Source organism: Sphingosinithalassobacter sp. CS137, assembly GCF_014334115.1.
Lineage (GTDB): Bacteria > Pseudomonadota > Alphaproteobacteria > Sphingomonadales > Sphingomonadaceae > Sphingomonas.
Genome location: NZ_CP060494.1, coordinates 2,868,614 through 2,880,961, shown reverse-complemented (window position 1 = coordinate 2,880,961; position 12,348 = coordinate 2,868,614). Strand labels below are relative to the sequence as shown.

Genomic DNA, 12,348 nt, shown 5'->3' with positions numbered 1-12,348 from the left:
CGCGCTCACGCAACCGCCCTCTTGATCCGATCGATCAGGCGCGTGCGCGCTGCCAGCGTCTCGCCCGCCCGCCCGGTCAGCAGATCGCGCTCGAGGAAGTGGCCGGCAAGCTGCAGGCCATCCAGGATCTCGCGCCATTCGGCGGTTCCACCGGCCGCGACGAACCCGGGCAGCGGCAGCAGCCGCGCCTCATATCCCGCCGCGCCCGCGCGGCTCACCGCGGCGCCGCTCCGCGGGCTGACGAATGCCAGCTCCGCCGTTCCGCCGGTCGCCGCGCACCGCTCCAGATCGAGTCCGAACCCCAGCTCGGCCAGCAGCAGCAGCTCGTAGCGCACCAGCGCCGTGCCCCAGCCGCGCGCCGCCGGCGCCGCCTCGATCGCGGCGAGCACGCCGTCGAGCGCCGCATGCAGCCGTGGATAAGGCTGCCCCTCGGGCAGCACCGCCGCCGTCAGCGCAGTCACCCAATCGATCGCGGCGGCCGGCAGCGGCTCGGAAAACAGCGGCGCCCGGCTGTGCACCAGCTCGGTCGTCAGGCTCGCGAGTTGCTCCTCGGTCCGTGCTCGCCATTCGCCGAGGACCAGATTTCCCGGCTGGAGCACTGGCTTCAACCGCCGCGACCGTCCGCCGCGGACATACCCCGGTTGCAGCCCATGCGCCTCGGTCAGCGCCCGAACGACGGCGCCATGCTCGCCATGCGCGCGCACGGACAGGACGATGGCTTCGGCGCGCAGGTGCATCGCGCCACCCTAGCGGCGTGCGGCCGTGGCGGAAATGGCGGCGGCAACCGCTTGGCCGCACCGCGCGTTGGGGTGGGCCGGAGCACTGCACTCGCGTGCGCCGCCGGCCCGCCGGGGCATCTGTGGAGCATCGCGTTTGGCCGACGAACCTTTTTTCGGATTCAGCACCTATCATGTCGCGATGGTCGCGCTGGGCGGTGCGATCATTCTCGCCGCCTGGCTACCGCGGCTCTTCTCGGGCCGCGAGCCGGCCGCCTCGGCGCTGCTGATCCTGTTCGGCATGATCACCTTCTCGCTCATCCCCGGCATGCCCGAGGCGCTGGACCCGCGCACCGCCTCGCGATTCTGGGAGCTCACCAGCGAGCTCGCGGTGATCGTCGCCTTGTTCGGCACCGGCCTGCGGATCGACAATCTCTCCAGCTTCACGCGGTGGAAACCCACCGTCCGCCTGCTCGCCATCGCGATGCCGCTCACGATCGCGGCCGTGGCGCTGATGGGGTTCGCCGTGGCGGGAATGACGCTCGCCGGCGCGATCCTGCTGGGCGCGGTGATGGCGCCTACCGATCCCGTGCTCGCCGGCGAAGTGCAGGTCGGCCCGCCGACCGAGGGCGGAGAACATCCGGTTCGCTTCGCCCTCACCACCGAGGCGGGACTGAACGACGGGCTGGCCTTTCCCTTCGTCTATCTGGGGTTGCTCGTCGCCGCGGCGGGAACCGGCGCAGGCGAACTGATCTTGACCTGGGTTGCGCAGGACGTCGTCTATCGAATCCTGGTCGGCGTCGCGGGGGGCGCGGCGGTCGGCTGGCTGCTCGGGCGGATGCTGTTCGTGGTACCGAGGGGCAATGTGCTCGCCGACACCGGCTCAAGTGTCGTGGCGATCGCCGGCGTTCTGCTCTGCTATGGCGCGACCGAACTGCTCGAAGGCTATGGCTTCATCGCCGCCTTCGTCGCCGGAGCGGTCCTCCGCCGGGTCGAGGCCGACCATGAATTCCACGCCCGTTGCCACCATTTCAACGAATCGATCGAATATTCGCTCACCGCGCTGCTGCTCGTGCTGATCGGCGGCGTCTTCCCCACCATCTGGGGCGAACTCGACTGGGCGCATGTCGCGATCGCAGTGGCCGTGATCTTCGTGATCCGTCCGGCGAGCGGCTGGCTTTCGCTGATCGGCACCGATTTGCGCCCGCGCGAACGCTGGGTCGTCGCCTTCTACGGCGTACGCGGCATCGGCTCGATCTACTATCTCGGCTATGCCACCAGCCATATGGAATTTCTGAACGAGGGCCAGCTCTGGGCGACGATCGCGCTCACCATCCTGCTCTCGACGGCGGTGCACGGCCTCACCGCCGGCTGGGTGGTCGATCACGTCGCGCGCGAAGGCCCCGAACCGGTGCGTTAGCCGCGCCGTACCTTCTTTGCCACGCCCTTCAGCGGCGTGCGGTTCACCACCCGCTTCAGCGCCGCCACGCTGCGGTTGAACCCACCCAGCGCGGCCATCGTCGCCCGGTTCGCCAGGCTCGGCCGCAGCAGCAGCAGATCGACGCAGGCCACGCCGCCCGTCGCCATCTGGCGCTTGTGCTGGCCTTCGCCCTCGGTGAAATCGAAGCGGTCGTACCGCTCCTCGCCGAACAGGTCGCGAAACGCCTCGAGCTGGAGCACCGCGCCCGGCGAGAGGTCGTTGAACGCCGGATCATGCCCGACATGGGCGTAAATCACGGTCTTGCCGAACACCGGGCAATAGAGGAACGCCGCCGGCTCGCCCGCGACGTACAGCAGCCACGCCCGCACCCGGTCGGCCGCCGACAATGTCATCATCTCGCGCAGGAATTCGGGCGTGTCGGGCAGCCCCGATCCCAGCAGCCGCTCCTGATAGGTGCGTAGCGAGATGCGTCGGCCGATGTCGTGGAATTCCTCCAGCTCATCGGGTGTGCGAAAGCGCCGCACATCCAGCGTACCGCCCGACACTTCGGCGATCTTGCGGGCCTTGCGCTTGAGCTGCTGGCGCGTGTTGCCTGAAAGCCCCGCCAGCCAGCGATCGAAGCCGCCGTCCAGATCGGCATAGTAGCGCGTATAGCGCTGCCGCACGAACGGCAGCATCCCGCCGCTGGCATAGACCATCGCCTCCAGCCGGTCCTCGGGCAGCGACGTGATCGAATAGCCATGCGCCTCGCGCTCCAGCGGCGGCAGCGCGGGCAGCCGCCCCTCGCGGGCTTCCTCCAGGCTCAGCGGCACCCGGGCGAGCGCACGGCTCACCTGCATCAGCGTCCGCGCGCCGATCTCGAACTTGAGCGCTGTCGGATTGGCGTGTCCGGCAGCGCTCATGCTGCGCGCTCTTCGACCAGGTTGGACCAGAGCTGCTCGGCCTGGCGCAGGCGGGTGCGCAGCGCATTCGGCGCGAGCGGCGCATCCTCCTGCCCCAGTCGCAGCTGCGGCCGCTCGGCGAAATGCGTGGTCACCATCGCTCCCTGCCGCTGAGCGAGCATCCGGCACAGCGTCTCGAATCGCCGGACATGCACTGCGTTTGGCCGCGTACCGGCTCGGTTTGCAAGCTCAAAGCCATGGCCGACGATCGTCACCGCGGCATGGCTCTCGCGCACCGCATGGTCGAGCGCGTCGCGCATCTCGGCTGCGGACAGGGCACAGATCTGGAAATGGCGCAGATGGCCCGCGATGTCCTCGATCAGCGTCACCGGTACTTCGATGATGCCGCGATGCTCGATCGGGGCGATCTGGCGCGGCGGCAGCGAGACCGCGCTCGGCCAGGGATGCTCGGAGCCGTTGTGGCTGCTGTCATAGCGGAAATCGAGTTCGGCGAGCGCCGCCAGCGTATCGTCGCTCGCGGCATAGCTGCCGGCGCGGAACGCCACCGGGTCGGGCGCCCCCGCAGCCGTCAGCAGGTCGCTCGCGCCGGCGATCAGCTCCACCTGCTCGGCGAATTCATAGTCGATCAGCTCGAACGACAGCGCGGTCGCGCGGCGATCCTCGCAACTCGCGCCGGTCCAGTTGGGGTGGAGATGGAGCTGCACTTCCTGCCCCGCCTCCAGGATCGCTCCCACCACGCGCTTGATCGGATCGAGCCCATAGATCAGCGCCGGCATGGGATCGACGAAGAATGTCGCCTTCAGGCCATGGTCGGCCAGCCGCGCGAGCTGCCAGCCGATTCCCACGCCTGCGGGCTCGAGCGAGCGCTCGACGATGGTGTCTGCATCGAGCCCGGCGGCATGGTGCCGCCACATCAGCTCGGTGTCGATGGTGAGGAACACGCGAGTCGGCATGGAAGCGGCAGTATCGGGCCGAGGTGAAGAAACTCCAAATCGCGGTGCAGGTCAGCCGCCCTCGGTCACGGCGCGACCCCATATTCGGCATAGGTCTCCGCAATGTCGGGAACGAGGCGTGCGGCCAAATCCAGATCGCTGCGCGCGCCCTCGGCGTCGCCCATGCGCGTGCGGACCACGCCGCGCAGGAAACGGCCCGCCGCCATCTCCGGCGCAAGCGCCAGCGCCGCATCCAGATCGGCCAAGGCGGAATCCAGGCGGTTCATCCGGAAATAGATCATCGCGCGGCTGTCGAGGATCGCGGCGGGCGATTCCGCCAGCTCGATCGCCCGGGTGCAGTCGCGCAATCCGCCCTCCAGATCGCGGTTGCGCGTTCCCTTGGTCCAGCAGCGGCTGTTGAGCAGCATGCTGTCGTCCGGCCGCAGCAGGATCGCCTCGTCCAGCGTCGCCAGCGCCTCGTCGGTGCGGCCCGCGTCCGCCAGGATCGAGGCCAGCGACGAGGCGAGATTGCCCGACGTATCGCCGCCCAGATCGATCTGCTCGGTCAGCGTCGCCACCGCGCCGTCGACGTCCCCGCCCTCCGCCTGGTAATGCGCGACCAGCCCGATTCCCCCGTCGCTCGCGGGATCGAGCTCATAGGCGGCACGGGCATCGGCCAGCGCGGCATCCCAGTTCTTGAGCTCGGCATGGATCGCTGCGCGCCCGCGATACCGCTGGGCGCTGGGGTCGAGCTCGATCGCCCGATCATAATCCTCCAGCGCGGCTTCCTCGGCGTCGATCCGCTCGCGGAACCAGCCGCGGGATTCGTAGCGGAACGCCTCCTCGGGGTCGGCCGCGATCCACTCGCCATAGCGCGCCTCGAGCAAGTCGATCATGCCGTCCGCGCGTGCGCGCTCCAGCTGATCCGGGAAAAACCCGGCGTCCTCCGACGCGATCAGCTTCAATCTGCGCGACTGGGCCTGCGCCAGCTTGCGGCGTTCCGCTCCGATTTCCTCCGGCTGCACTTCGATGAAGCCGGAATCGACTCGGTCGGTTACGGTCACCCACGCGCCGTCCTGCTGCACTTCGCGCGCCAGCAGGCGTCCGGCGAGTTCGCGCGGGAGCGTTTCGTCACCGTCGAGCCGATATCCTTCCCCGCCCCCGGGCAAGCGGATGCGCAGCCGCATCCGGGAGGATTCCAACTCGGTTGCGATCGCCGGCAGGTCGCGCCAGGCGGACCGCGCACGATTGGGCGCGAAGGCGATGCCCTCGACGCTGGAATCGAGCCAATAGTGCAATTCGCGATTCTCCTCCTCCCACTTGGGATAGAAGATCCCCGATGCAGTGACCGTGACGCCGCTGCCATCCTCGGGCGCCTCGACCGCCGCTTCCGTGACCACCGCATTCCGCAAGGTCAGCTTGGCGAGGTTCTCCGCCACCGTCGCGATCTGCGCAGCGTCGCCCTGCAGCTTCACCATCCGCAGCATCTCGGCGATTTCGCCGGTCATCGTACCGCTGAATTCGAACAGGACCGGAAGGTGCATGCCGGCGCGCATGTCGATCGTGTAGTCGAAAGCGAGGTCCGGTTCGGCGGGCGGCGTGAGCGGCAACGGCACCAGTGCACCGGCAGCGGTAAGCGGCAGTGCGTTATGGAAGGGCGGAATGTCCGCGATCGTGGCCGCGGTCGCGCCCAGATCGGTTCCGTCGAGCCAGAAGTCGCGGCCCGCGATGCGCGCGCGCACGATGACATGGTCGAACGCGGCGGGCGAAGGCACGCGCTGCGGCACGAGCGCTCCCAGCGTCGAATGGACGAGCGCGGCTTCGCTTTCGATCCCCAGCTCGTGCAGCACGGCCAGCAGCAGCAGCGTCTTGGCCTTGCAGTCGCCATAGCGCAGCGCCCAGGTCTCCTCGGGCTGCTGCGGCCGGTAATTCCCGCCGTCCATCCCCTTGTAGAGATAGCGGACACGCCCCTGCACCAGTTGCAGCGCGGCGGTCGCACGCGCGAGCGGATCGGTCGAGGCGGCGGCGATCGCCGCCACTTCGCGCGCCAGCTCGCCGTCGGGCGCGATCAGCCCCTCGGCGCGGTACAGCGGCGCCATCGTCGTCGCCACATCGGCCCAGTCGGAGAAGCTCGTCGCCTCGAGAATCGGCAGCTGCGCGAACCGCGCCGGAAGATCGTCGGGCAGCTCGGGCGGCTTGGCGAGCGGCAGCGAGACGATCAACTCGCGGCGCCCCCCGGCCTCGGCCTCCTCCGGAGCCGTCGCATAGTCGGGCAGCTTCCAGCGGAGCGCACGATCGCTCGGCCAAAGCAGCCGCACACGCCCGAACGCCAGCTTCACCGGCTCGACAGGGACCGGAACCGCAACCTGGGCATTGCCTCCCAGCGCAGAGTCGCGCTGATCGACCGACACGCTGACGCGAAGCACGTCGTTCAGGCGCAGCCCCTCGGCCGGCATCGTCGCGGTCAGCGTGCCCGTCAGCTGGGCCTGCTCCAGCTGCTGCTCGCGCTGCAGGACGGAAAAGCGCGCGCCACTCGCCAGCAGATCGATCGTTTCTCCGTCGCGGATGATCTCGACGCGGTGGATCGTCATCGCGCCCTGCTCGGGCTGCCAGGGCAGGCTGATCGTCCCGAACGCCGCCAGCATCTGCTGGTTCGCGATATGGAACGCGGTGTCGGCATAGTGGTGGACGGTGTCGCCTTCGATCAGGCGCTGCTGGTCGTACAGCAGGAACGGCCCCCCCTCGCCGGCATCCGCTGCCTCGGGATCGAGCGTCGCGACGGTTACCCAGTCGGGTACGGGCCCATATGCGGGCGCCTCCTGCGCCATTGCGGCACCCATGCAGAAAAGCGCCGCGACAGCAGCCACAACAAGCCGAATCATACCCCGCCCCCACTCAAGATGCGGGAAGGCTAGTCAATTCAATCCATTGGGCAAGTTCCGGCCGGAATATTCATACCGGGTTCATCGAGCGTGGTCATTCTCCCCACGGAACGATCGGAGGTGCCGCACATGCATCGTGTTCCCAAGGGATGCCTCGGAATTGCGCTCCTCGCATCGCTGAGCGCGCTTCCCGCCGCCGCGCAGGACTTTCGAGCAGCCGAAGAGCAGGTCGAGGACATCGTCGTGACCGCCGAGGAGCTCAACGTGGTCAATCGGCCACCCGTAGGCGCGGTTGTCCAACTGAACCGCCGCGTCTCGCTGCAGGCGCGCGAATTCATCGATTGCGCGGGCGCCCCCGCGCTCCGCCACCTGCGCGGGATCGTGGACGCTCAGCCCGCCTCGAGCGCCACCATCCTCGCGCTCGACAGCCATATCCGCCGCAATCGTCCCTGCTATCACACCAGCTCGACGACGCTGCCGCACCCGGTGCCTTTTTACGGCCAGTGCAATCCGATCGCCGACCTGACCGGCAGCATCGCTGCGCCTCCCCCGGACGGCGGGAGCAGTAACCGGATCTTCAACGCCAGCATCGAAAACCAGATCTGCCGCGCGGTCCATGATCGTGGCGCGATATTCGAATATGTTCTGCACACCTATGCGCCCGATCTGTCGCTCAGCCGCGCCGACACGCTCGTTCCCGAGGCGCTGGCCCGGTTCACCGCGAACGAGCGCGAAAACGGGACGCTGCGCCGACAGCAGCAGCGCAGGCTTTATCTCTTCGCCGCCTGCGTGGTGCAGCTACAGCCGGGCGCGGCGATCCTCCTGACACGCACCGAGCCGGGATCGGCAGCCGAAAACCGGCTGGCATCGCTGATGATCGCGCGATCGCAGCCGTGCCGCGGGCGCGCTGAAACGGTCACGATCGATACCAGCCAATTCCGCGCGAATTCCGCCGAGGCGCTGTATCGCTGGACGCTGGCGGTGCGGAACGTCGACTCGCTTCTTCCCCCGGAAGACTGAGAACGCCGCCCGCGCCTCACCGCGCGTGGTAGAAGTCGTACACCTGCTGCGCGACACCCGCGCTCACGCCGGGCGCCTTCTGCAGATCCTCCAGGCTCGCGCCGCGCACTGCCTTCGCGGTGCCGAAATGCATCAGCAGCGCCTTCTTGCGCGCGGGGCCGATGCCGGGGACCTCGTCGAGCGGGCTCGCGCCGATCGCCTTAGCGCGTTTCGCCCGGTGCGCGCCGATCGCGAAGCGATGCACTTCGTCGCGCAGCCGCTGGAGGTAGAACAGAACGGGGGAGTTGGCGGGCAGCATCCGCTCGCGCCCGTCCATCAGGTGGAACACCTCGCGCCCCTCGCGGCCGTGGTGCGGCCCCTTGGCAATCCCCACCATCGTCACGTCCTCGATCCCGAGATCCTCGAGCACACCCATCGCGGCGTTCAGTTGCCCCCGCCCGCCGTCGATCAGCACCAGATCGGGCCAGTCGCCCTTCTCGCGATCGGGGTCCTCCGCCTGCGCACGCGCGAAGCGGCGTTCGAGCACTTCGCGCATCATCGCGAAATCGTCGCCCGGCTTGGTCTCGGCGCGCTTGATGTTGAACTTGCGATACTGGCCCTTGCGAAACCCCTCCGGCCCCGCGACGATCATCGCGCCCAGCGCGTTCGTCCCCTGGATATGGCTGTTGTCATACACCTCGATCCGGTCGGGCGGCTCGGGCAGTTCGAACAGATCGGCCACTTCGCGCAGCAGCTTGGCCTGCGTCGTGCTCTCGGCGAGCCGCCGCTGCACCGCCTCGTCGGCGTTGCGCTTCGCCTGGTCGAGCAGCCGCCGGCGCGGCCCGCGCTGCGGCACGCCCAGCGCCACCTTGTGCCCCGCGCGCTCGGCGAGCGCCTGCGCCAGCAGCGCCGCCTCGGGCAGGTCGCGATCGACGAACACCGTCTTCGGCGGCGGCACTTCCTCGTAGAATTGCATCAGGAACTGCATCAGCACTTCCTCGTCGGGCACCTCGGCGGTGTGCGCGGGGAAGAAGCTGCGATGCCCCCAGTTCTGCCCGCCGCGGATGAAGAAGGCCTGGATGCCGACCAGCCCCTCCTTGCACGCGAGCGCAAACACGTCTGCATCGCCAACGCCCTCGGCATTGATCGCCTGGCTGCCCTGGATGAAGGTGAGCGCCTTCAGCCGGTCGCGAAAGACCGCGGCCAGTTCGAAATCCATCCGCTCGGCGGCGTCGGTCATCTGCGCGCCCAGCTTCTCCTGCACCTTGGTCGATTTGCCCGCGAGAAAGTCCTTCGCGTCGGCGACCAGCTCGGCATAGCCCGCCTCGTCGATCCGCCCGACGCAGGGCGCCGAGCAGCGGCGGATCTGGTAGAGCAGGCACGGCCGGTCGCGCGTGTTGAAGAATCCGTCGGTGCAGCTGCGCAGCAGGAACAGTTTCTGCAATGCGTTCAGCGTCTTGCGCACCTGCCCCGCGCCCGCGAACGGGCCGTAGTAATTGCCCTTCACCCGCCGCGCGCCGCGATGCAGCTGCACGCGCGGATAGTCGTGATCGCCGCGCAACAGGATGAAGGGGAAGCTCTTGTCGTCGCGCAGCAGCACATTGTACGGCGGGCGATAGCGTTTGATCAGCTGCGCCTCGAGCAGCAGCGCCTCGGCCTCGTTGTTCGTCGTGACGATCGTCATGCTGCGCGTCTGCGCGATCATCCGCTGCAACCGCTTCGACAGCCGCGCGACCTGCACGTAATTCGCCACGCGGTTCTTGAGCGCGCGCGCCTTGCCGACGTACAGCACGTCGCCGCGCGCGTCCTGCATGCGATAGACGCCGGGGCGCGCGGGCAGCGTCTTGAGCACGTTGCGGATCGCCGCGACACCCGTCTCCAGATCGGGCTTGTCGCTGCCGCGGACGGTGTAGGTCGCCGCTTCCTCGTTGAAGCGGTTGGGCGAATTGGGATCGGACATGGAAGTCCCGATGTAGGGGCTGCGACCCGTTTCCCGCAACGTCCGCAATCGCGGACACGCACCGGCGACTGCGGCGCGCTATCGCTGCGGCACGACAAGGGAGGAACCGCATGCATGATCCGCACACCGAGGCACTTCTGGCGCGCGTCACCCGCGCGGCCGAGCTGATGGCGGCGCGGATCGACGCGGGCGAGCCGGTGCGGCTCGACGAACTCGCCGACGCCGCAGCGCTTTCGAAATTCCATTTCCATCGCGTGTTCCGCCTGCTCACCGGCGAAGCGCCCGGCGAGGCAGTACGGCGGCTGAGGCTCGCCCATGCGGTTGCCGGGCTGCGCGATCCGCAGGCCCGGATCACTCAGGTCGCGCACGAGGCCGGATTCGCCAGCAGCCAGGCGCTGGCAAAGGCGATGCGCCAGGCGCTCGACGCCTCGCCCAGCGGTCTGCGTTCCGAGCCGGAGCGGCTCGACGCCGCCTTCACCATCCTGGCCGCGCCCGCTGCGCCGGGAGCACTGACGCTCGAAGTCGCGCACACGCCCGGCTTCGACGTGCTGGTGATGCGCCACGTCGGCGATCCGATGCAGCTCCATGGCGTTTACGGTTTCCTGTTCGAGCATGCGGGCGGTCCCGAGAACGTCTCGGCGCTGCTCGGCTTTCAACATGACGACGTCGATCACGTACCCGCCGAGGACCAGGTCTATGATGCCGCGCTTGCGGTGCTCGCGCCTCCCGCCGATCCGGTGTCGCCGATCCGCGCGACCCGCGCCGAGCCGCGCCGCTGGCTGCGGCTCCACCATGTCGGCGGCTATGGCACGCTGGAGCCCGAGATCGATCGGCTCACGCTGATCGCGCTCGCCGCCGGAGTCGAGCCCGCCGACGCGCCGTTGATGCTCCACTATCTCGACGATCCGGACGAAGTCGCCGAGGCCGATCAGCGCGCCGACATCTATCTCCCGATCGCCTGAGCCGCTTGCACAAGGCGTGTTACTATAGCAATACGCCTTGCATGATCGCTCTCCGAATCGCAGCGGCGCTCGCCGCTCTGACGCCGCTCCCCGCGCTCGCCCAGCCGGCGTGGGATCCGCAGCCATGGCTCGAGGATGTGGCGGCGATGCGCACCGCCTTCCTCACCAAATATGCCAATCGCGAGTGGATCGAGCGCGAGCGCGGAATTCCTCTCGACCGGGCGTTCGACGCGATCGAGGTGCAGGTCCGCGCAGCGGGCAGCGATGCCGAGGCACGCGCGACGCTCGACCGGCTTCTCGCCGGCCTGAACGACGGTCATGTCGCGCTGCGCTGGCCGCGCCCCGCCTCGCCCATCGCGCCCGCTTCCGCGCCGGGAGAGGCGGCTCCGCCGGCCGACGCCGCCGCCTTCTGCCGCGCGCAGGGCTATGACGCGAACCGGGGTCGCGCGGGCATCGCGGCGGCGCTGCCCGCCTATCGCCCGGTTGCCGACGAACGCCTGTTGCCGACCGGCCTGCTCGACGTGAACGGCACCATGCTGGGCGTGCTGCGCATTCCCGTATTCGATCCCGCGGCCTTTCCCGTGCTGTGCACCGAATCGGTCGCGGCGCTCGGCCTGCCGGTCGACCAGCCCTGCAACGAGAATTGTCAGGGGGCGCTGATCACGGAAGCCTATCGCCGGCTCAACTTCGCGCTGATCGCCCGGCTCGATCAATTGCGCGAGGCGGGTGCGCAGGCACTGCTGGTCGATCTCACCGGCAACGGCGGCGGCAGCGAATGGGCCGAGGCCGCCGCGCGGATGCTCACGCCGCGGCGGCTCGAATCGGCGCGCGTCGGGTTCGTGCGCGGCGAGCATTGGGCGCGGCAATGGGCGAACACCGCCGCGGCGCTGCGCGAAGCCACCGAAACCGCAGCGCCCGAGGACCGTGCTCGCCTCGCCGACTGGATCGCACGCGCCGACGCCGCGCGCCTCGAAGCCGAAACGCCCTGCGACCCCGCGGCCGGCTGCGCCTGGCTCGGCAGCGCGGGCTATGCCACCGGTCTGATCGCCGCCGCCCCGCCGCAGGAGTTCGCGGGCAAGGACTGGGGCGTCCATGTGTTCAGCATCGCGCAGGAAGCGCATCCGTGGCGCGAGGGCGTCTGGCGCGCGCCGCTGATCGTGCTGGTCGACGACAAGACCTTCTCGGCAGCCGAGGAATTCACGGCCCTGCTGCGCGACAATGATGCGGCGATCGTCCTCGGCAGCCGTACCGGCGGCGCAGGCTGCGGCCACACCTGGGGGGGCACGCCCACCACCCTGCCCAACAGCGGCGCGGTGCTCGAACTGCCCGACTGCGCACGCTTCCGCCGCGACGGATCGAACGAAGTGGCCGGCATCATTCCCGACGTGCTGATCGGCTGGCGCGCCAGCGACAGCAACGCACTGCGCACGCGCCTGCTCGAAGCGGCGCTGCCCGCCGCACTGGTTGCCGCACGGCAGCCCTGACACGAGCGGGCGGTCGCCCGGGGCGCACGCGCGTTGCACACGAAAACGCCCGCCACGGCGCTCGTGGCGG

9 protein-coding genes are annotated in these 12,348 nt (G+C 69.1%); 4 read left to right on the top strand and 5 right to left on the bottom strand.

Annotation, left to right across the window (positions count from 1 at the left end):
• Window positions 1-5: 5 nt before the first annotated feature.
• Window positions 6-737 carry a DNA repair protein RecO gene (gene recO / locus H7V21_RS14125; RefSeq protein WP_188054344.1) on the bottom strand — a complete coding sequence of 244 codons (732 nt, stop codon included), beginning with the start codon at window positions 735-737 and terminating at the stop codon, window positions 6-8.
• A 136-nt stretch (window positions 738-873) separates the two neighbouring features.
• Here recO and H7V21_RS14120 point away from each other — a divergent pair, with 136 nt between their 5' ends.
• Window positions 874-2,136, top strand: coding sequence for a cation:proton antiporter (locus H7V21_RS14120; protein WP_262503893.1), 1,263 nt, complete (start codon window positions 874-876; stop codon window positions 2,134-2,136).
• Here the strand turns inward: H7V21_RS14120 and H7V21_RS14115 are convergent.
• The 3 genes from H7V21_RS14115 to H7V21_RS14105 all read right to left on the bottom strand — a co-directional run bounded on the left by H7V21_RS14115 (window position 2,133) and on the right by H7V21_RS14105 (window position 6,873).
• The gene (locus H7V21_RS14115) at window positions 2,133-3,059 is read right to left on the bottom strand and encodes a GNAT family N-acetyltransferase (protein ID WP_188054342.1); all 927 of its coding nucleotides are present in this window, start codon (window positions 3,057-3,059) and stop codon (window positions 2,133-2,135) included. The genes H7V21_RS14120 and H7V21_RS14115 overlap by 4 nt on opposite strands.
• Window positions 3,056-4,012 carry a polysaccharide deacetylase gene (locus H7V21_RS14110; RefSeq protein ID WP_188054341.1) on the bottom strand — a complete coding sequence of 319 codons (957 nt, stop codon included), beginning with the start codon at window positions 4,010-4,012 and terminating at the stop codon, window positions 3,056-3,058. Before H7V21_RS14110 ends, H7V21_RS14115 begins: the two co-directional genes overlap by 4 nt.
• 65 nt (window positions 4,013-4,077) lie before the next feature.
• Window positions 4,078-6,873: a DUF3857 domain-containing protein gene (locus H7V21_RS14105; RefSeq protein WP_188054340.1), complete on the bottom strand. Its 2,796-nt coding sequence runs from the start codon at window positions 6,871-6,873 to the stop codon at window positions 4,078-4,080.
• A gap of 129 nt (window positions 6,874-7,002) precedes the next feature.
• On the opposite strand from H7V21_RS14105, the gene H7V21_RS14100 reads away from it, so the two are divergent.
• Entirely contained in the window at window positions 7,003-7,893 is an 891-nt protein-coding gene (locus tag H7V21_RS14100) for a hypothetical protein (protein WP_188054339.1), read from the top strand.
• A 16-nt stretch (window positions 7,894-7,909) separates the two neighbouring features.
• Here the strand turns inward: H7V21_RS14100 and uvrC are convergent, their stop codons facing one another.
• A complete protein-coding gene (gene uvrC, locus H7V21_RS14095; RefSeq protein WP_188054338.1) occupies window positions 7,910-9,832 on the bottom strand; it encodes an excinuclease ABC subunit UvrC in 1,923 nt (640 codons plus the stop codon).
• A 110-nt stretch (window positions 9,833-9,942) separates the two neighbouring features.
• On the opposite strand from uvrC, the gene H7V21_RS14090 reads away from it, so the two are divergent.
• On the top strand, window positions 9,943-10,794 hold the full coding sequence (locus H7V21_RS14090) for a GyrI-like domain-containing protein (RefSeq protein ID WP_188054337.1): 852 nt from the start codon (window positions 9,943-9,945) through the stop codon (window positions 10,792-10,794).
• A gap of 41 nt (window positions 10,795-10,835) precedes the next feature.
• Entirely contained in the window at window positions 10,836-12,278 is a 1,443-nt protein-coding gene (locus H7V21_RS14085) for a S41 family peptidase (RefSeq protein ID WP_188054336.1), read from the top strand.
• The last annotated feature ends 70 nt before the right edge of the window (window positions 12,279-12,348 follow it).

What these genes read in the sequence shown, in the direction of transcription:
- recO (WP_188054344.1), bottom strand. Translation starts at nt 737, where the DNA reads ATGCACCTGCGCGCCGAAGCCATCGTCCTGTCCGTGCGCGCGCATGGC.
- H7V21_RS14090 (WP_188054337.1), top strand. Translation starts at nt 9,943, where the DNA reads ATGCATGATCCGCACACCGAGGCACTTCTGGCGCGCGTCACCCGCGCG.
- H7V21_RS14085 (WP_188054336.1), top strand. Translation starts at nt 10,836, where the DNA reads ATGATCGCTCTCCGAATCGCAGCGGCGCTCGCCGCTCTGACGCCGCTC.
- uvrC (WP_188054338.1), bottom strand. Translation starts at nt 9,832, where the DNA reads ATGTCCGATCCCAATTCGCCCAACCGCTTCAACGAGGAAGCGGCGACC.
- H7V21_RS14105 (WP_188054340.1), bottom strand. Translation starts at nt 6,873, where the DNA reads ATGATTCGGCTTGTTGTGGCTGCTGTCGCGGCGCTTTTCTGCATGGGT.
- H7V21_RS14110 (WP_188054341.1), bottom strand. Translation starts at nt 4,012, where the DNA reads ATGCCGACTCGCGTGTTCCTCACCATCGACACCGAGCTGATGTGGCGG.
- H7V21_RS14115 (WP_188054342.1), bottom strand. Translation starts at nt 3,059, where the DNA reads ATGAGCGCTGCCGGACACGCCAATCCGACAGCGCTCAAGTTCGAGATC.
- H7V21_RS14100 (WP_188054339.1), top strand. Translation starts at nt 7,003, where the DNA reads ATGCATCGTGTTCCCAAGGGATGCCTCGGAATTGCGCTCCTCGCATCG.